The organism is Exiguobacterium sp. SRB7LM (genome assembly GCF_015712685.1).
Taxonomy (GTDB): Bacteria; Bacillota; Bacilli; order Exiguobacteriales; family Exiguobacteriaceae; genus Exiguobacterium; species Exiguobacterium profundum.
In genome coordinates, this window is the sequence record NZ_VWVR01000006.1 from 31672 (window position 1) to 50990 (window position 19319).

A 19319-nucleotide genomic window follows, 5' to 3' on the forward strand; every position below is an offset into this window, starting at 1 on the left:
GCTCATGCTTGCTTCACTCCTTCGTTTAAGACTTCAGCAATATGCATCACTTTAATCGGATGTCCTTGTTTATGAAGACGTCCGCCGATATTCATCAAACATGAAGCATCCGCTCCGATCAAAACTTCTGCGCCTGACTGTAAGATTGAATCGACTTTTTCATCTACCATTTGTACCGACACGTCTGGCATCTTGACGGAGAACGTCCCGCCGAACCCACAACAGTTATGTACGTTCGCGAGGGGAACCATCGTCAGTCCATCGACGTTTCCGAGCAACTTACCGGGAGCCGCTTCGATTCCGAGGAGGCGAGTCATATGACAAGACGCGTGATAGGTCGCTTTGGCGGGAAACTTGGCACCGACATCTGTGACTTCGAGCACATCGACGATGAACTGCGTCAGTTCGAACGTTTTGGCGGCGTGCGCTTCAGCGCGAGGACCCCATACTGGATCATCTTGGAACAAATGAGGGTAGTCGCGCATCATCATAACACACGACCCCGATGGTCCGACGATATATTCTGCATCTGCTTGTTCAAACGTTTCAATCATGTGCTTGGCAACCTTTTTCGTCTCCTCATGATAGCCGCTGTTGTAGGCAGGCTGCCCACAGCATGTCTGCTCAAAGGGGAACGTCACCTCGCACCCTAAATGTTCGAGTAGTTCGACTGTCGCTTGTCCGACGGATGGAAACAACGTATCAGATAAACAAGTGACGAATAAAGCTACATTCGGCATAGCCATTCCTTCTTTCTTCTGATGATAGCGATTTCAACGTCATTATTTCATAAAGCGTAGGAAAGTGACAGAAAAATGGGGAGAAAAACTGATTTATTTGTAAAATCCTGTCTAATTGATAATATATCTCACTGAACAGATATTCATCTCTTCTCTGATATAAAACAGCTAAGGAGAACGTATAACAGAAAAAGATCCTCGTCATAGGACAAGGATCTTGTATCAAATTTATAGGAAGAACATTTCCAAGATGAAGAGTGCACCGAACAAGTAGATGAGCGGATGAACCGTCTCTTTGTTCATCGCTTTGAAGATTGGATACAGGATGAACCCGAAGGCGATGCCGCGTTCGATGCTTCCTGACAAAGGCATGATCAAAATCGTCATGAAAGCCGGGAAGTATTCGCTAAAGTCGCTCCAGTCGATGTACCGAACATTCGTCAACATGAGTGCACCGACGATAATCAAGGCGGGAGCTGTGATTGCCGCTACGCCTGAAATGGCGCCGATAAGTGGGCTGAAGAAGAGTGTCAATCCGAATAAACCAGCGACGACGGCCGTCGTAAGACCTGTACGTCCACCTTGCGCGACACCGGCAGCAGACTCGATGTATGCCGTAGACGGGCTCGTTCCGACGAGTGATCCACCCATTGTGGCAAGTGAATCTGCAAAGAGTGCACGGTGACCATTCTCAATTGTTCCATCTTCTTTTAAGAGACCTGCCTGTTTTCCAACACCGACAAGCGTACCTGTCGTATCAAAAAGCGTGACGAGGAAGAACGAGAGGACAGCACCAAACAAACCGTATTGAATGACATCACTAAATGCCGTCACGGGGTTGACCATGAGTCCTTCCGGAAGTGTTGGCATCGCCGTGACACCATCGATTGTTAAGATATCCATGAAGTATGCTGCGATCCCCGTGAGTACCATCCCGATGAGTAAAGAACCGGGTACGTTTCGTGAAAAGAGGAGTGCCGAGACGATCAAACCACCGAGTACAAGTAGTACTTCTGGAGAAGACACGTCACCGAGACGTACCAAGTTCGCTTCATCAGCAACAATTAAGCCTGATAATTTTAATCCGAGTGAAGCGATGAAAAGACCGATCCCGGTCGTGATGGCATGCTTCAACGAAGTTGGAATCGCTTGAATCAACTTCGTCCGAATTGGAGAGAGCGACAAAATCAAGAAGAAGACGGACGAGACGAAGACAACACCGAGCGCGGCAGACGGCGCAATCTGTTCTTGGGCGACGAGCGTGTAAGCAAAAAATGCGTTGAGCCCCATTCCTGGCGCCACAGCGATTGGTAAGTTCGCATAAAACGCCATCAAGCCAGTCCCGATGAGGATGGCAATGATTGTCGCCGTGAAAGCTTGTGCGAATGGAATCCCAGCATCAGATAGAATCGCCGGGTTGACGACAGAGATGTACGCCATCGTCACGAACGTTGTGATTCCAGCAGTCACTTCTTGTTTAACATTCGTTCCATGTTGTTTTAATTGAAAGATATTCATCGATAAAACTCCTTATTTCGGTATATTTCCGAACATTAATTGAAAAAAATGATTAAATTAACGTTATCAACTTGATGACTATACAAAAATGTTTGATTCACGTCAATTGTTTTACGTGAAAAACATAAAAAATGAGGAACAATAGTAAAAAATGTTCGGAAATAAACTTTTTTTAAAAAGAAGCTTGCTCTGAAACGCGTTTCAGAAGATACGGTATAGACAAAGGGAGGGGAACCGATATGAAACCGACAACGTGGAAGGCATGGTGCAGTGGAATCGTATACGAGCTCGTCATCAATCAGTTGTATACACCGTTTGGGAAAATGTTGTGTACTCGTTTCCGTGAAGAGTTTCTTCACTTGCCGTTAGAAGAGCGCTTCCGTCTCGTTCAGGCGATCCGTTGTCAAGTCGTCGAAAGAGGTGACAGTCAGCAAGCAGAGTGGGTACACTATATGCAAAGACTGACAAGTTGAGGTGAGATGAATGGCAAACATTCGAGATATCGCAAAGCACGCTGACGTTTCGGTGACGACGGTCTCACGCGTCCTGAACGAACATCCGTACGTATCGAAAGAAAAACGGACCCGTGTTCATGAAGCGATGAAAGAGCTCGGGTATTTGCGGAATCAACAGGCGTTAACGTTGTCGACAGGGAAGACGCAACGAATTGTCGTGATCCTACCTTATATGGATCACCCGTATTACGGTTTCTTCGTCAATGGGCTCGCCAAGGCGGCGCTCGAGCACGATTATCGCCTCGTCATGTGGCAGACGGAGTATAAATTGAGCGAGGAACGACAAGCACTCGATTTATTGAAGCACCGTGAAGTCGATGGGGCGATCGTCTTGTCTCATGAGATGTCCTTTAAGGAAATGGAGACATATCGCGCTTATGGACCGATCGCTGTGGCGACCGTCGGTGCACCGGAGACGATTTCGTCAATCCATGTCGATCATTACGCGTCGTTCGTATCAGGTATTCATGTCTTGAAGGAACATGGATATGAAGAGATTGGAATCATTTTGTCAAGAAGCCATAGTCCAAGCTCCCTTGCGCGTCAGCAAGCCTATTTCGATGAAGTAGCGCATGCGCGTCAGCAATGGATTTGGACCGGCTATTTGACGAGTGAGGACGGTATTCGGTTAGCTGAAGCGTTCCTCTCTCAAAAAGAGCGTCCTCGAGCGCTCTTTTTCTCGTCTGATTATGTCGCCCTCGGATTTTTAGGAGAGATGCAACGGCGAGACATCAAGATTCCTCAGGAAGTCGCCATGCTAGGCTTTGACGGACATCCGATCGGTCATGCATTCGGACTGTCGACGATGCTCTCACCGAATGAAGAAATCGGGCGACGCTTATTTGAAACGACGCTCGCTGAGATGAACGGTGCGCAACCGGAAACGCATGGCATGACGGTGAGCTATCAAGTTGGCACAACACTTTAGGCAACTTCCTCGCTCGACTCTTTTGAAACGTTTAGAATGAAAGGAGTAGTCGAGAGGAGGAGATGTTATGAAGATTCAAGTAACAGAAGAAGCGCTCCAATGGTTCAAACAAGAGATGGAAGTTGAAGCAGGTCAAACGGTTCGTTTGTTTGCAAAATATGGGGGTTCGACAGACTTGACGCACGGTTTTTCTGTCGGGGTCATCACAGAAGATGTGAACAATGCTGCTGTTGAGACAGAGGCAGATGGGATTCGCTTCGTTGTGGCAGAACAAGACGAATGGTTATTCCAAGGACAAGACGTGAAGGTCGAGCTCCGCGGTGAAGAAATCGTCTTCGTACAGGCCTGACGTTTCAGTTTGTTTACGTTTGATGAAATGTCGTTTGACGAAATCGAGCTAGGGGAACAGATTACGACAAGTCGGATTTTCGAAAGGATGACACGATATGTCAGACAAAGAAAAGCGTGAACAAGAAGAAAAAGAAAAGTTGAAGCGAGATCAGCCGGACATCTCCCATGAAGAAGATTCAAAAGGAGATCATTCCGACCTCGAAGAGACAGATGAAGATGAACAAGCATAAGAGCCGAGACACGGCTCTTTTTGTTTGGGAATTGAAAGAAATGCCGTGGGCGTTATAATGGATAAGGGAAAACTATTTAGTGAGGAGAATGAGACATGAGTACAGTACTAGTCTTTGGACATAAAAATCCAGATACCGACACAATCACGTCAGCGCTCGCCTATGCCGAGTTGAAAAAGAAATTAGGGATGGACGCAGAAGCGGTTCGTCTCGGTGAAGTGAACGGTGAAACACAATATGCGCTCGATCACTTCCGTGTGAAAGCACCACGCTTGATTGAAAGTGTGAAAGGTGAGGCGGAAGAAGTCATCTTGGTCGACCATAACGAGTTCCAGCAAAGTGCGGATGGAATTGAAGATGTGCGAATCCTTGAAGTCATCGACCACCACCGTATCGCAAACTTCCAAACGGCAGACCCGCTCTACTATCGTGCGGAGCCAGTCGGGTGTACGGCAACGATTTTGTTGAAGTTGTATAAAGAGCATGGTGTCGAAATTGCTGCGGATATGGCCGGCTTGATGCTGTCAGCCATCATCTCGGATTCGCTTCTCTTCAAATCACCGACATGCACAGATGAAGACATCACAGCAGCGAAAGAACTTGCGGAGATCGCTGGCGTCGATGCGGAAGCATACGGACTTGAGATGCTCAAAGCGGGTGCGGACCTTAGCCAAAAAACGATTGAAGAGCTCATCTCACTCGATGCGAAAGAATTCGCGATGGGCGACTATCGTGTCGAAATCGCACAAGTGAACACGGTCGATGCGAACGATGTCTTGAACCGGAAAGCGGAAGTCGAAGCCGCAATCGCCAAAACGGTTGCAGCGAAAAACTTGGACTTGTTCGTATTCGCCATCACGAATATTTTGACGAACGATTCGGAAGCCATCGTTGTCGGACCAAAACCAGAACTCTTCGAACAAGCGTTCAACGTGACGCTCCAAAACGGATTGGCGACACTTCCTGGCGTCGTCTCGCGTAAGAAGCAAATCGTGCCATTCTTAACTGAAGCGGCAACAAAATAAAAACTCGAAGCCATGGCCTCGAGCGGGACTGCAGACGTTAATACGTCTGCAGTTTTAATTTTGATTGAGAAGAGTCTTTTTCAAATAGTATTGCTGATGATTGGCTGTCGGATGGTGCTCAATCACTCCAAAAATTTCATACCCGAGCTTGGTATAAAAATCAGGTGCCTGAAAACTGAACGTATCGAGTTGAATGAGACGGCACCGATGCTCGATGGCCAATTGTTCGATACGCGTCATCAATTGCGTGCCATATCCTTTTCCTCGAAGCTGTTCATCCACCCATAAGAAATGAATGTGCATCGTGTACCAAAACACCGTTCCGGTAACGCCCCCGACAATCTGATTGAAGTCATCTCGAACGATGAAACTCACATGCTCGACGGGGTGCTTCACCTCATCGGGTAATTGCGATGCGTTATATTCAATCAGGCGCTGTCGAATATAGTCGCTGTCTTCCTGATCCCACTGTTGAACGATTTTCATCTACTCACCCTTCCTTCATCAAGATCCTGTACTTGCGAATGCACGCAGCCCATACAACCAAAACCGATAGGCGATGACGAGTGAGAGCATAGCGACGAGCGGGGTCGCCAATGCAAACATGGTGAACCCACGTCCTTCAAAGAAATACATCGCCGGATAAAATGCCGTGAAGCCAAATGGAATGATATACGTTAAGACGAACATGATGACTTTCGAATAGATGGTCATCGGATAGCGTGCAAAATCACTCAAGCTGAAGACAGCGAATACGACCGGTAGACTATCAATCATCCAAAACGAGAATGTCGCAAAGAATAGGTTCACCGCGATATAAATCATTCCGCTCGCGAGAACCATGACGAGTAGGACTAGAATATCCATCATACTCCATGTCATTCCTAGCTCATTCGAGGCGAGCCAGAGCACACTCCCACCAATCAAGAGTTGACCAAACCCATCTTGTTGAACCCGTTCGGCGACGATTTGGAACAACGGGTTTACGGGACGCATTAGAATGCGGTCCAAGTTCCCCGTACGAATATATTGCCAGCCAATCGTCCAAAGGTTATCAAAAAAGATATGATGAACAGCCCGGCCTAAAAACGCGATTCCGTAAATGAATAAAATCTCATAAAATCCCCATCCGTTCAGCGACTCGATATGTCGAAAGACGATGGATAAAAAGAAGAGGGCGGCAAATTGTTGACCGAAGACTGACAAGACGCCAATCAAGAAATCCATTCGATATTCCATCATTACTTTGAAATGATTTTTGGCATAGAGCCAATATAGTTTCGCGTATCGTTTCATCCACCAAACACCGTCACTTTCCGAACCGCATATGCGAATAAGAGTCGTACAAATAGAAAGAATGCCCCGACCCATGCGAGTTGAATCAGAATCGACGGCCATATACCAGATGCTTGGATGTCACCTGTATAGATGGCGACAGGTACATAGACAAGAGAAGCGAACGGTAAATATAAGCTGATCGTCTGGAACCAGTCAGGAAAGAGTGTCAGCGGAATGATTGCCCCGGACATAATCGTAATGACCGCCTCCTGTAAGACAGAAAGTCCCCATACGTTCACCGTATAAAAGGAAAGCACACCGACGAGTAAATCGATCAGTGTCGCAAGAAGGATTGCGAGTACGACGCTGATCGAGAAGGCGAACGCACTCTCAAGTGAGGTCGGTGGGTCAACCCCGATAAACAGCATGGCGATAACGAGAAGTGGTAGCGTCGACCGAAAAAAGGTCGACGTTTTTGTCCCGATATCTTGCGCGAGTAACTTATCCAGTAAATGATACGGTCGAAGCAGTTCGACGGCGACTCCGCCATGTTTAATGAGATGCGCGAGTTCGCGTCCGGCCCCTCCTCGGAATTGATCGAGCATCGTCGCGAGGACCGCATACGTCAACATCATCGAGAGCGAGATACCTGACACGTCAGTTTTATTCTCATAGACGGCCTGCCAAAAGAAATATAAGATGAACAGTCGCATCGTCACCGAGAACATACTCGCCCAGTACCAGGCTGTGTAAGCCATATCGACTTTGATTTGCGAGGAGGCGAGCGCTACATATTTTTTAAGCCTCATGCACTCACCTCTGGCTGATACAGATTTCGAATCAATGTCTCCATTTTTGGCACGACAACGGATAAATCTTTCACTTGATTGCAGTTCACGATTTCACGGATCAGTTGTCCACTTGAAATCTCATGATGGTTGAATGCTAATTGAATCGTATCTGTTTCTTGATCAGAGGTGAGTTCCGTGACGAGTCCTGTCACCGACGGCGGGACGGTGAATGATGTCCCTTCGTCGAGTGTGATTTCAAGGGTGCGTTCATTGTTGAACGTCTGTTTGAGCGTTTCGATACGATCGTCATAAATGATGCGTCCCTCGTCTAGAACGATGACCCGGTCACAGACTTCCTCGATATCCTGCATGTCGTGCGTCGTCAAAATGACTGTTGTCCCCCAGGCATCGCTGATTTCGCGAATAAACGCCCGAATCGTCTCTTTGATGTCAATATCGAGACCAATCGTCGGCTCATCCAAATACACGACACGAGGTCGGTGTAAGAAGGCGGCTGCGAGCTCACAACGCATTTTTTGTCCTAGTGATAATTGGCGGACTGGCACATCGAGAAGCGGTTCAAGTTGGAGGCGTGCAATGAACCAAGCGACGGTCTCCGCGAACTCTGCGCGCGGCACTTCATAGATTTCTCGAAGCAGGTCGAACGACTCACGGACGGGAATATCCCAAAACAATTGGGTTCGTTGGCCGAAGACCGCCCCGATTTGTCGAGCATTTTGAATCCGGTCCTCATGCGGATCGATTCCAAAGATGCGGACGGAACCGGCATCGGGACGAAGGACACCGGCGAGCATTTTGATGGTTGTCGATTTTCCGGCACCGTTAAAGCCGATATATCCAACGCGTTCGCCTGGAGCGATAGACAAGTCAATTCCTTTCACGGCTTCTTTGGTGCGATACTTTCTTGAAAACAAAGCTTTGATGGCGCCTTTTAATCCGGCATCTCGTTCTAAAATTTGATAGTGTTTCACAAGGTCGCGGACCTCGATAGCTGACTGTGACATACGTTCCTCCTTAATCGTGCAAGCGTTTTCCTTCATCAGAATAGCATGTGAATATGGGATTTCCTACCTGTACAAAAAAAGACCGAACATTAAAGTCCGATCTTAGGATGATTTTGTTTGTCTTCCGTATGTTCCGAGACGCCATATTTTCTCAAACGGTCCGTAACGGTGATTCTTCAGCCACCACATCGAGAAGAACGATTGCACAATCAAAATGGCGATGCTGAGGAATAGGCCTTCGGTTAAGGAGAGACTTCCGTATGCGCCAAGAGCAATCACCGGAATGACGACAATCAGCGTATGCGTCAAATAGTTCGTAAGTGCCATCCGTCCGAGCGCTTGAAGCGGTGCGAACGTGCGACCTTTTCGAACGGCGATGGTGAACAGGCAGATGTACGTTGTAGCGAGTAGTTTTCCGGAGACGAGAACGGCCGCAGCGTTCGTCGCCGAATATTCGGCACCGCTACCGTAGTGATGCCAAATAATGACTGCGAAGAACGGTAGGGCGGTTACCGTACAGATGATAGCTGTCTGCGTCATTCCTTGGATGCTCCAAGTGAGGAGTTTCCGTTCCCGTCCGATATAAAGGCCGAACAAGAACAGACTTAGAATTTCAACCCCGACAAAAAATGAGTTTTGGAACATGTCAAAAATCTCTTCATCTAGGCGATAGTCGAACCATGGGCCGAATCCAGAATTGAAGACGGCCGGGAAAGGATCCCCATTAAACCTAAATCCGAGCGACAATTCTAAGTACATGGATGACACATAGAACAGTAAAAAGCTCCCAATCAATAAACTCCATGCCCACGTCAAAATCGCACGGTTACTCAATCCGTAAAAGAGAGGAAGCAATAAGCCCCACATGGCATACGTATGGAGAATATCCCCTGACCAAATCGCCAGGTGTGCCAGACCGAACAAGAAGAGAATCAAAATCCGGCGTATGTAACGACTGACCGATTCGCCTCGGGCGTATGAGCGCTCGAGGAAAATCGAAAAGCCGATCCCAAATAGGAGGGAGAAAATCGTATAAAACTTCGTCTGCACGAACAAGTCGAAGAGGGTGCGAACGAACAGGTCGCTCCCGTAATAGTCGGGACGACCGGACATCCAGTCGCTCCCGAGCATACTCGGGATATTGACGAGGAAAATGCCGCAGAGGGCAAACCCTCGGATAATGTCATACAAGATAATCCGTTCATTCGTTTGAATTGGGCCAGCCATACGACACGTCCTTTACTGAATTAGAATACTTTCGTCGTCCACGACTCACAGTTCCAGACATCTGTGACGATATCCTCATAGAATTCTGGTTCGTGACTGATGAGGAGGACACTTCCTTTATACTCTTTCAACGCCCGCTTCAACTCTTCCTTCGCGTCGACGTCCAAGTGGTTCGTTGGCTCATCGAGTAAGAGCAAGTTCGTTTCGTTGTTTAAGAGTTTACAAAGACGTACTTTCGCCTTTTCCCCACCACTGAGGACAGAGATTTTACTTTCAATGTGCTTCGTCATGAGACCGCATTTCGCGAGCATCGCGCGCACCTGCTGTTGGTTGAGTGACGGGAACTCACTCCAAATCTCTTCGATACACGTGTTGTTGCTTGATGCTGCTTCCTGTTCGAAGTACCCCATTTCGAGGAACTCACCACGTTCGACTGTCCCTTCAAGCGGGTTGATCAAGCCGAGCAAACTCTTCAAGAGCGTCGTCTTCCCGATTCCGTTCGCTCCGACGAGGGCAATCTTTTGACCGCGCTCCATCTGAAGGTCGAGCGGACGTGAGAGTGGCTCATCGTATCCGATGACGAGACCTTTCGCATCAAAGATGAGGCGTCCCGATGTACGTGCCTGCAAGAAGCGGAATTCTGGTTTCGGACGTTCCGCGCTCAATTCGATGACATCCATCTTATCGAGTTTCTTCTGACGTGACATTGCCATATTTCGTGTCGACACACGGGCCTTGTTTCGTGCAACGAAGTCTTTCAAATCCGCGATCTCGGCCTGTTGACGCTTGTAGGCGGCCTCAAGTTGCGAACGCTTCATCTCGTACACTTCCATGAACTTGTCATAGTCCCCGACGTAGCGGTTCAACTCTTGGTTTTCCATATGGTAGACCAAGTTGATGACACTATTTAAGAACGGGATATCGTGGGAGATCAAGATGAAGGCATTGTCATAGTTTTGAAGATAGCGTTTCAACCACTCGATATGCACTTCATCCAAATAGTTGGTCGGCTCATCGAGGAGCAAGATATCTGGCTTCTCTAAAAGTAATTTTGCGAGCAATACTTTCGTACGCTGTCCACCTGACAAGTCCGTGACGTCACGGTCGAGACCAACGTCTAAAATACCGAGACCGCGTGCGACTTCTTCTACTTTCGCATCGATGATATAAAAGTCGTTCGAGTCGAGCGTTTCTTGAAGCTCACCGACCTCTGCGAGCATGTCTTCCATCTGTTCCGGTGTCGCGTCGCCCATCTCCATGTAGAGTTCGCCGATGCGCGTCTCCATGTCAATCAGGTATTGGAAGGCACCTTTCAAGACGTCCCGAATCGTCATTCCACGTTCGAGCACCGCGTGTTGATCGAGGTAACCGACACGGACGTTTTTCGCCCATTCGATTTTCCCTTCATCCGGTTGCAGCTTGCGCGTGATGATGTTCATGAACGTCGATTTTCCTTCACCGTTCGCTCCAACGAGACCGATATGCTCCCCTTTTAAGAGGCGGAAAGAGACATCGTTCAAAATAGCGCGGTCACCAAAGCCGTGGCTCAAGTTTTGTACCGTTAATATACTCATAATTCGTTTTCGTTCCTTTCAAAGTAAACTACCCGATATTGTAGCATGAATTGGATCAAATTAGTACGCCAGTCCGACCGACTCTCGTACGTGTTCCTGTTCTTCAATCGTATGAAGCATGAACTGGGCGACGTCTGCCCGTGAGATGTGCTTCCCGTTCTCTGGCACTTCATCGATGGCCGTGCGATATGTCGAGGTGCGAGGACCGTCCGTCAATTGCATCGGTCGTACAATCGTATAATCGAATGACGAATTTCGCCATAAGTCCACGGCTGCCCGATGATCACGGAGCGGTTTCCGGAGCATGAACGTAATGGCTTTCCCCGCAAGGCCCGGAATCTCATTGTCAATCCCCGCTGAAGCGAGATAGATGATACGTGAAACCTTGTTTGCCTTCATCGCAGGGACGAGCTTGTCCGTGACACTCGCTAAAAAGTCCGGGTCGCTCAAATCCGTTCCGAGACAACTGACGACCGCATCGTGACCATGCATCGCTTCCGTCAATGCGTCGACATCATATAAGTCGCCTTCAATGATTTCGAGTTGTGGCGTCCGGATCAACTTTTTCTGTTCACGGACGAACGCGGTGACATCATGACCGTGCTCGATGGCTTGATCGATGAATTGATGTCCGGTCCGACCGGTTGCGCCTAATACGAATAACTTCATAAGGGCAGGGCTCCTCTCTCATATCCAATATTTACAGTATACAGCAGTTTCAGAAAAATCGAACATTTCACCGTTTGATTCCAACCTATTGCATTTCTCGTCAGCTCGTCTACAATAAGGTCTATCTTATATAAATAGATTCGCACTCGTATATCAGCGGAAATATGGTCCGCAAGTCTCTACCGAACTACCGTAAATGGTTCGACTACGGGTGGCGCTTGTCGTATGCTATCGTTGATTTCCATGCGGTTCGTTGCCTCCCGATGAGGGGTGACGAATCGCATTTTTTATTGGAGGGAAAACAATGAAGCAGTTAGAAGACAAAATCCGTGAAGAAGGTCGGGCCCTTTCCGACCAAGTGTTGAAAGTCGACGCTTTCTTGAATCATCAGGTCGACCCGGTACTCATGAAAGGCATCGGTAAAGAATTTGCAGAACGTTTCAAAGACGCCAACATCGACCGCATCGTTACACTGGAATCGAGTGGGATTGCGCCGGCGATGATGACGGCGCTTGAGATGGGCATCCCGTTCGTATTTGCGCGTAAACGAAAATCGCTGACACTCCAAGACGACCTCGTGGAAGCGGACGTTTATTCGTTCACAAAACAAGAGACGAACCGCATCAGCTTGAGCCGACGCTTCGTCTTACCAGGCGAACGTGTTCTTGTCATCGATGACTTCCTCGCGAATGGGGAAGCGGCACTCGGACTGACACAACTCGTGGAAGCGGCAGGTGCAGAGGTCGCGGGCGTTGGGATTGTCATCGAAAAGTCATTCCAACCAGGGCGCGATAAATTGATCGAGCGTGGCTATCGCGTCGAATCGTTGGCACGCATTGCGAAATTAGAGAAAGACCATATCTCGTTCGTGGAGGTCGTTCGATGAATACGTTCAAGACAGCTAGTCTAGGATTCCAGCATCTACTCGCGATGTACACGGGAGCGGCAATCGTCCCACTCATCGTCGGTGGTGCCATCGGGCTTGGTCCGACCGAGCTCGCCTATCTCGTCGCAATTGATTTATTCATGTGTGGGGTGGCGACGCTACTACAAGTATGGACGACACGCTTCACTGGTGTCGGATTACCGGTCGTCCTCGGATGTACGTTCACTGCGGTCGGTCCGATGATCGCCATCGGAAGCGCGAACGGGATCACTGCCATTTATGGCGCGTTGATTGCGAGCGGGCTCATTGTCATCCTCATTTCTGGATTTGTCGGGAAACTCGCGCGCTTCTTCCCGCCGGTCGTACTCGGTTCGGTCGTGACGATCATCGGTCTCTCGCTGATTCCGGTCGCCGTCAATGACATCGGTGGCGGGATGCCCGGTGAACCAGGGTTCGCATCGATGCAGAATCTCGGATTAGGTGGTTTAACGATTCTACTCATTCTCGTCTTGAACCGTGTCGGGACCGTCTTCACGCGTGCTGCTGCCGTCCTCTTTGCCGTATTGGTTGGGACAGGGGTAGCCGCTTCGCTCGGTCTCGTCGATTTCAGTCCTGTTCGTGAAGCAGGATGGTTCCAAATGGTCCAGCCGTTCTACTTCGGGATGCCGACATTCGACCTGTCTGCCATCCTCGTCATGACGCTCGTCGCCATCATCTCGATGATTGAATCGACAGGGGTGTTCTTGGCGCTCAGCGATATCACGAAACAACCAATCGGTGCGAAAGAATTGACGAAAGGGTATCGTGCGGAAGGCGTCGCAACGATTCTCGGAGGGATTTTCAACAGTTTCCCGTACACGACGTTCAGTCAAAACGTTGGACTCGTTCAATTGTCAGGTGTGAAATCGCGTCGCGTCATCTTTTGGACAGGCGGATTGCTCATCTTGCTCGGATTCCTCCCGAAAGTCGCTACGTTCACGACATTGATTCCGAAGCCTGTGCTTGGGGGAGCGATGCTCGTCATGTTCGGAACGGTCGCTGCTTCTGGCATTCGTATCCTCAGTCAAGTTGACTTTTCGAAAAACGAGAACTTGATTACCATTGCGCTCTCAATCGGTGTTGGGCTCGGTATTACCGCCAATCCAGCCATCGTCGCAAACATGCCGGAGTGGCTGCAGTTGTTCACGGACAGTGCTATCGTGGCAGGGTCATTCACGGCGCTCGCATTGAACGGATTTTTCCGTATGATGGACCGATTCCGTCCCGGGACAATCATTGCCGAGGAACGGCAAGTCAGCTAGACTGAAGGAAATAATAGTCTAGGAGGAGTCACGAATGGGGAAAACTGCACTTGTTGTAGGCGCGACTGGCTTGATTGGCCGCGAATTAGTTGAACAGTTGTTAGAGAGTGACCGTTATGATGCGGTCTGTATCGTTGTCCGTCGCTCGAAGCGTTGGAGTCATCCGAAGTTACATGAGGTCGTCGGTTTCGAGGAGATGGATTCATCCCTTCCACAGATCGACGACGTGTACTGTGCACTCGGCACAACGATTGCGGTAGCCGGCTCGCAAGAAGCGTTCAAACAAGTTGATTTAGAATTACCACTTGAAGTCGCCCGTGTCGCCAAGGCACATGGTGCGACTCGTTATGCGGTCGTATCGGCACAAGGCGCATCGTTGCGTTCGACTTTCTTTTACAACCGTGTGAAAGGGGAGCTTGAGAACGCATTACGTATTTTCAACTTCCATCACTTGATTATCGCGCGTCCTTCTCTGTTACTCGGAGAGCGTGATTCATTCCGCTTCGGGGAGAAAGCGGCCGAGGTCATCAGTCGACCGTTCCAGTCAATCTTGCTTGAGAAGACACCTGAAGTCGCACCGATTCAAGCGTTGCATGTCGCTCGTGCCTTGATTATGGCCTCTGAAGAAGGCGAAGGAATCGAAGTGTTGACGTCAGGGATGATGCAGAGGATGAGCCGATGAATCCATTGACAAAAAAGCGAACCAAAGCAGTCATGATTGACAGTGTCATTGCAGGTCTTGTCAGCGTGGGCGTAGAACAGCTCGTGCGAAAGAAAGTAAAGAGCGAGTTTGTGCATGCGGTTATCACACCGACACTACTGACATATGCCATGGAAGCCTGGCAAATGAGTCGAGGTGGACAAACAATCGGTTATAAACTGATGGGGCTTGAATTGAAAAACGATGACGAAACGCCTGTCACGGCAAAACAAGCGCTACAACGCGCCCTGCATCGTGATACTTCGTCAGTCGTTCGTTATTGGAAAGACCGTGCGCATTTCGAACAAGAAGAAGGCGCTGTTTTACCGCACGATGCCCGTTACCATATGCATGTACGTGAAAAGAACTGACCGATATGGCCAGTTCTTTTTTCAATCCTTGATTTTACTTAAGATGGCAGTCGTTAAGGCGACAATCGTCCCAAGGACGAGTCCGTTAGAGAAGACGGTCGCAAGAAGCGGTGGTAATTCATTCATTGAACCGGGTGGCAGAAGCATCGCCCCGGCACCGATGACGAGCGGGAGTCCGACCGTGAGAGATGCCGTGGACTGCTTCAATTCAAAGGCGGCCTCATTGATTCCGATGATGATCATCGTTGCAATGAGCGGTGTCACGATTGCATAACCGACAGCGGCCGGGATGCTCGCAATCAACGAGACGAATGGACCGATGAGTGCTAACGCCATCATGAGGGCGTGGGCAATCAAATGCGGGGCTCGCTGGACGCTCTCCGTCGAAGAGAGAAAACCAGCTGTCCCGGAGATGGCGACAGGACCCGGTGTACCGAACAGACCGGCCACGATTTGACTGACGCCACTGGCGACACCCGATGCGGGAACGTTCCCTTTGATTTCTCGTTTTTCGCGAGAACTGACGATGCGCTCAATCAACTTGATGTTCGCAAGGACGTTCGTCATGAGAAGCAAGGTGATGACGAAAGCCGTTGGCAACAAGTTCCAATCCCACACCCAATTTCCGAACGGAAGAAGTTCCGGTACGAGGAAGAAGGATTCTGAACGAACGATTGGATTTCCAAGGTCGAGTAAATGGAATAAGCCGAACCCGACGAATAGTGTCATGACGAGCCCATATTGTTTAAAGCGACTTTGCTCGAGCGTGAGTGCGAACAAGACAAGACCTGCCGTCGCCACTGCCTGAACGACGTTGATTCCGTCTTCCGTCACCCCAAAGCCACCTTTAATGACGGCCCCTGATAATTGAAGGACGAGCAAAATCATATAGACGCCGAGCACTTGCGGTGTAAACAGGGCGAGCATGCGTCTTAAGATACCAGTGACGGTCAACAACACACCAAGGATTCCACTCAAAAACAGCATGAATCCGAGTGCTTGCAAGGTCTCTTGCTGACTTCCGTATAGGGCGGGACCGATGGAGGCGTATAAAGTGAAGACACCCCACCAAATGCCGGCAGGTCCTTCGAGTATCGGGAGGCGATGGCCGAGCAACGTTTGGATGATGCTGAAGAGTGCGAAGATGAAGAGTGAGCGGGAGATGAAGGTCATCGTCTCATCTGGCGACAGTTCAAACAAGGCGGCGATGGAGAGTGGTGGTACAATATTTGTAGCTAAAATAAAAATAAACCACTGAATCGTCGTGGTTACATTACTTCTGGTCATGGTGTCCCCCTGATCATGCTTTTTCTTATTAGTGTAACGTTATGATGAAGTGGATGCAAACGGAGGCTATATAATGAAGAAATTCTTCAAGTGGGCCGCACTCTCAATCGTAGGATTGCTTGTTGTCGCGGTAGCAGGCTTTTTGATTTGGACGCAGTTCACGTACGGACCGACCGATGAAGCGACACAGTATGCGGAAGAGGGGAAAGTGGTCGACAACCGTCTCGAGTTCGGAGATACGACGAGCGAGATCGGCATCATTCTTTATCCAGGAGCAAAAGTGGAGAAAGAGGCGTATGCGTATTACGGAACACGTTTAGCCGAGGAAGGGTATTTCGTCGCCATTCCGTCGCTTCGTCTCAACTTAGGCATTTTAGATATCGACGCAGCCGATCCAATCATCGAAGCACATCCGGAGATTGAACGTTGGGTCGTGGCCGGTCATTCACTCGGAGGTTCGGCGGCATCGGGTTACGCGCTTGAGCATCAAGAGGCAGTGGAGGGTGTTATTTTCCTCGCATCATATCCAATCAGCTCGATGGTCGATAGTGACTTACGCGTGCTATCTATCTCAGGTGAGTTGGATGGATTAGCTGTCCCAGAAGACATCGAGGCGAGTCGAAGCGACCTTCCTAACGATAGTCAATTCGTACAAATCGAAGGCGGGAATCATGCAAATTTCGGAATGTATGGTCCTCAAAAAGGCGATCAGGAAAGTCCGCTCACATCGAAAGAACAACTCGACGAAGTCCTATCCGCGATTCTCGAATGGTTATAAAAAAACGTGCGCACCTGCATCGAGGTGCGCATGTTTTAGCGTTGATCGAGCGAATAACTGACTGCGGTCAACCCGGCTGTGACGAGGGCGACCAAGCCGCCTACGAGCGCGAGCGTCATGATAGGGCTTGTCGCATAGACGACACCACCGAGAGCGGAACCGAGTCCGATTCCGACGTTACTCGCCACGGGCATGAGTGACGAGGCGAGACCTTTGGCGTTCGGGTTGAACTTCTCTGCCAAATCAATCAAATAAATCTGTGTCGACGTCGTCAATAAAATCGCCATGAACGACATGAGCGCGATATTGAGAAGACCGAGCGTCACATTCGACGTCGTCACGAACAACGCGGCCAAGACGAACGCTTGGACGAGAAAGACGAATCGTAAGCGTCCAATCGGATTGTGACTGGCAATCTTTCCGGCAGCGATATTACTGAAAATCGAGATGAAGCCGTAGGCGAATAAAATCGGACTGACCCAAGCGACCGGCACACCGAGTACATCTTTTAAAATCGGTACGAGATAAGTATACACGACATATGTCGCCCCGAAACCGAACGCCGGAATCAAGAAGGCAATCAAGATGCGCGGATTCGTCAGGAGTGCCATTTGTTCACCGAGTGATGCTTTTTCTTGAGACAAATGATTCGGCAAGACACGATAAATGGCAACCCAGGCGACTGTACCGAGTGCAGTCGTTAACCAAAACGTGGATTCCCAGCCTGCTTGTTGTCCGATGAATGTTCCGATTGGAACACCGAACACGTTGGCCATTGTAAAGCCACCAAAAATAAAGGATACGGCTACCCCTCGTTTTGCCGGAGGGACGCTCTCGCTAGCGACGAGCATAGCAAGCGAGATCAACACACCTGTGACGACGGCCGTCAACATGCGTAAGGCGAGCAACCACTCATACATGGGAGCGAGACTGCTCAACAAGTTCAAGACGGTGAAGAGAATCGTCAAACCGAGCATCAATTTACGCTTTGGAAGATGGCTCGTCAAGGACATCGTGATTGGTGTGCCAACGGCAAAGCTGATGGCGAATGCCGATACGAGACTTCCAGCCGTCGCAATGGAAATGGATAGACCGCTTGCGATATCAGGCAAAATGCCGACAATGACAAATTCACTCGTTCCGAGAACGAAGGTTAATAAGGATAGGGATAAAACTAAAGTCCAGTCGCTTCGACTGAGCGAGCTTGTCTTCATGTTCAAACACTTCTTTCTAGTTCATTCATTAGTAGTTAGACATCAGTCTTTTATCACGTTACAAGATTTTCCCCAAAAGAAAAACCCTTTTCTCCCAAGTCGGAAGAAAAAGGTGCATCAACGCCAAAACACGGTGGCTTCGACACCGGCGTGGTCGGAGACGACAGGTCCGTTTTCGCCGTCGAAGACGACGGCATGACGGGAGACGTGAATGGGTGCATTCGTCAACATCAAGTCGATGCGGAGCGATTTCTTGTTTTCATCCCATCCGGCGATTTTCCCTTGGACGGTCGCATCGCCTTCACGTTCCGTTGCGAGATGGAACAAGTCTTGAAGCCCACTCTCCATCAAATAATCGTATCCTTCGCCTCGAATGAAGGCATCGTTGTTGAAATCACCGAGTAGGAGCGCATGGTCGTCATGCTCGACGCGACGCAGGAGCTCGTCGAGTTGATGCTTCACTGGCTCCTCTTCGTCATGCCACCATCCGAGGTGACACGAGTAGACGGTCGTCGGCGTTTCAGGACCTTCAATCACGGCTTTGACGATTTTACGGGACTTGTAATTGTCAGGGTCCGTCGTCTTGGATACGAAGAATGATTCGGTCGATAGAAACGGTGTCCGTGACAAGATGGCGACGCCTTCCTCGTAAATGTCATATCCGTAATGGGCAAAGTCCCATGTCATGTGATAGTGAAGATCTAACTCTTTCAGGCGCTCGACGAGGACGTGTGCGAAGTTGTTCTCACGGATGTTCCCATAGATGAGGGGGGCCTCTTTATGTTGATTGACTTCTTGGAGCGCGATGAAGTCATACTCTTCGCTTGCGATACGTTCGACAATCGCATCGATTTTCTCTTGTTGACGGTCTTCTAACCAGGCATGACAATTGAGCGTTAAAATATTCACGA

At 49.2% G+C, this 19319-nt stretch carries 22 protein-coding genes and 1 riboswitch; of the genes, 10 read left to right on the forward strand and 12 right to left on the reverse strand.

The features are described 5' to 3' along the window. Positions 1-2: 2 nt before the first annotated feature. On the reverse strand, positions 3-740 hold the full coding sequence (locus tag F3H97_RS00945; RefSeq protein WP_074034994.1) for a (Fe-S)-binding protein: 738 nt from the start codon (positions 738-740) through the stop codon (positions 3-5). A gap of 228 nt (positions 741-968) precedes the next feature. Next, positions 969-2252 (reverse strand): NCS2 family permease, encoded by a 1284-nt coding sequence (locus F3H97_RS00950; protein WP_196431821.1) that lies wholly within the window; start codon positions 2250-2252, stop codon positions 969-971. A gap of 245 nt (positions 2253-2497) precedes the next feature. Between F3H97_RS00950 and F3H97_RS00955 the strand changes: the two genes are divergently transcribed. The 5 genes from F3H97_RS00955 (at position 2498) to F3H97_RS00970 (ending at position 5307) form a co-directional block, all read left to right on the forward strand. After that, on the forward strand, positions 2498-2731 hold the full coding sequence (locus F3H97_RS00955) for a hypothetical protein (protein ID WP_196430320.1): 234 nt from the start codon (positions 2498-2500) through the stop codon (positions 2729-2731). A gap of 10 nt (positions 2732-2741) precedes the next feature. Then, positions 2742-3701: a LacI family DNA-binding transcriptional regulator gene (locus F3H97_RS00960; RefSeq protein ID WP_196430321.1), complete on the forward strand. Its 960-nt coding sequence runs from the start codon at positions 2742-2744 to the stop codon at positions 3699-3701. A 67-nt stretch (positions 3702-3768) separates the two neighbouring features. After that, positions 3769-4050 (forward strand): HesB/YadR/YfhF family protein, encoded by a 282-nt coding sequence (locus F3H97_RS00965; RefSeq protein ID WP_159563320.1) that lies wholly within the window; start codon positions 3769-3771, stop codon positions 4048-4050. A 97-nt stretch (positions 4051-4147) separates the two neighbouring features. After that, complete coding sequence (locus F3H97_RS15080) at positions 4148-4282, forward strand: hypothetical protein (protein ID WP_015880450.1); 135 nt, start codon at positions 4148-4150, stop codon at positions 4280-4282. Between the two features lie 95 nt (positions 4283-4377). Then, positions 4378-5307: a manganese-dependent inorganic pyrophosphatase gene (locus F3H97_RS00970; RefSeq protein WP_196430322.1), complete on the forward strand. Its 930-nt coding sequence runs from the start codon at positions 4378-4380 to the stop codon at positions 5305-5307. A gap of 54 nt (positions 5308-5361) precedes the next feature. On the opposite strand, the gene F3H97_RS00975 is transcribed toward F3H97_RS00970, so the two are convergent. From F3H97_RS00975 to F3H97_RS01005, 7 genes are all read right to left on the reverse strand, one after another. Continuing rightward, positions 5362-5793: a GNAT family N-acetyltransferase gene (locus F3H97_RS00975; RefSeq protein ID WP_196430323.1), complete on the reverse strand. Its 432-nt coding sequence runs from the start codon at positions 5791-5793 to the stop codon at positions 5362-5364. An 18-nt stretch (positions 5794-5811) separates the two neighbouring features. Beyond that, positions 5812-6603 (reverse strand): ABC transporter permease, encoded by a 792-nt coding sequence (locus F3H97_RS00980; RefSeq protein ID WP_159563323.1) that lies wholly within the window; start codon positions 6601-6603, stop codon positions 5812-5814. Further along, a complete protein-coding gene (locus F3H97_RS00985; protein ID WP_196430324.1) occupies positions 6600-7394 on the reverse strand; it encodes an ABC transporter permease in 795 nt (264 codons plus the stop codon). The genes F3H97_RS00980 and F3H97_RS00985 overlap by 4 nt, the downstream gene beginning before the upstream one ends. Continuing rightward, a complete protein-coding gene (locus tag F3H97_RS00990; RefSeq protein WP_196430325.1) occupies positions 7391-8401 on the reverse strand; it encodes an ABC transporter ATP-binding protein in 1011 nt (336 codons plus the stop codon). The genes F3H97_RS00985 and F3H97_RS00990 overlap by 4 nt, the downstream gene beginning before the upstream one ends. 102 nt (positions 8402-8503) lie before the next feature. Further along, the gene (locus F3H97_RS00995; protein ID WP_196430326.1) at positions 8504-9628 is read right to left on the reverse strand and encodes a DUF418 domain-containing protein; all 1125 of its coding nucleotides are present in this window, start codon (positions 9626-9628) and stop codon (positions 8504-8506) included. Positions 9629-9648: 20 nt separating this feature from the next. After that, positions 9649-11202: an ABC-F family ATP-binding cassette domain-containing protein gene (locus F3H97_RS01000; protein WP_015880457.1), complete on the reverse strand. Its 1554-nt coding sequence runs from the start codon at positions 11200-11202 to the stop codon at positions 9649-9651. Positions 11203-11262: 60 nt separating this feature from the next. Further along, the gene (locus F3H97_RS01005; RefSeq protein ID WP_196430327.1) at positions 11263-11871 is read right to left on the reverse strand and encodes an NAD(P)-dependent oxidoreductase; all 609 of its coding nucleotides are present in this window, start codon (positions 11869-11871) and stop codon (positions 11263-11265) included. A 126-nt stretch (positions 11872-11997) separates the two neighbouring features. Beyond that, positions 11998-12099: riboswitch (purine riboswitch) on the forward strand. Between the two features lie 76 nt (positions 12100-12175). On the opposite strand from F3H97_RS01005, the gene F3H97_RS01010 reads away from it, so the two are divergent. The 4 genes from F3H97_RS01010 to F3H97_RS01025 are packed head-to-tail and all read left to right on the forward strand — an operon-like array spanning position 12176 to position 15129. Beyond that, positions 12176-12757 (forward strand): xanthine phosphoribosyltransferase, encoded by a 582-nt coding sequence (locus tag F3H97_RS01010; RefSeq protein WP_196430328.1) that lies wholly within the window; start codon positions 12176-12178, stop codon positions 12755-12757. Beyond that, positions 12754-14058, forward strand: coding sequence for a nucleobase:cation symporter-2 family protein (locus F3H97_RS01015; protein ID WP_196430329.1), 1305 nt, complete (start codon positions 12754-12756; stop codon positions 14056-14058). Before F3H97_RS01010 ends, F3H97_RS01015 begins: the two co-directional genes overlap by 4 nt. Positions 14059-14092: 34 nt before the next feature. Next, positions 14093-14740: an NAD(P)H-binding protein gene (locus tag F3H97_RS01020; protein WP_196430330.1), complete on the forward strand. Its 648-nt coding sequence runs from the start codon at positions 14093-14095 to the stop codon at positions 14738-14740. Then, complete coding sequence (locus tag F3H97_RS01025; RefSeq protein WP_074034978.1) at positions 14737-15129, forward strand: RDD family protein; 393 nt, start codon at positions 14737-14739, stop codon at positions 15127-15129. The genes F3H97_RS01020 and F3H97_RS01025 overlap by 4 nt, the downstream gene beginning before the upstream one ends. Positions 15130-15150: 21 nt before the next feature. Here the strand turns inward: F3H97_RS01025 and F3H97_RS01030 are convergent, their stop codons facing one another. Further along, positions 15151-16416, reverse strand: coding sequence for a purine/pyrimidine permease (locus F3H97_RS01030; protein ID WP_196430331.1), 1266 nt, complete (start codon positions 16414-16416; stop codon positions 15151-15153). A 73-nt stretch (positions 16417-16489) separates the two neighbouring features. Here F3H97_RS01030 and F3H97_RS01035 point away from each other — a divergent pair, with 73 nt between their 5' ends. Further along, on the forward strand, positions 16490-17194 hold the full coding sequence (locus tag F3H97_RS01035; protein WP_196430332.1) for an alpha/beta hydrolase: 705 nt from the start codon (positions 16490-16492) through the stop codon (positions 17192-17194). Positions 17195-17229: 35 nt separating this feature from the next. On the opposite strand, the gene F3H97_RS01040 is transcribed toward F3H97_RS01035, so the two are convergent. Then, a complete protein-coding gene (locus F3H97_RS01040) occupies positions 17230-18408 on the reverse strand; it encodes an MFS transporter (RefSeq protein WP_196430333.1) in 1179 nt (392 codons plus the stop codon). Positions 18409-18525: 117 nt separating this feature from the next. Then, on the reverse strand, positions 18526-19317 hold the full coding sequence (locus F3H97_RS01045) for an endonuclease/exonuclease/phosphatase family protein (RefSeq protein WP_196430334.1): 792 nt from the start codon (positions 19315-19317) through the stop codon (positions 18526-18528). Between the last annotated feature and the right edge of the window lie 2 nt (positions 19318-19319).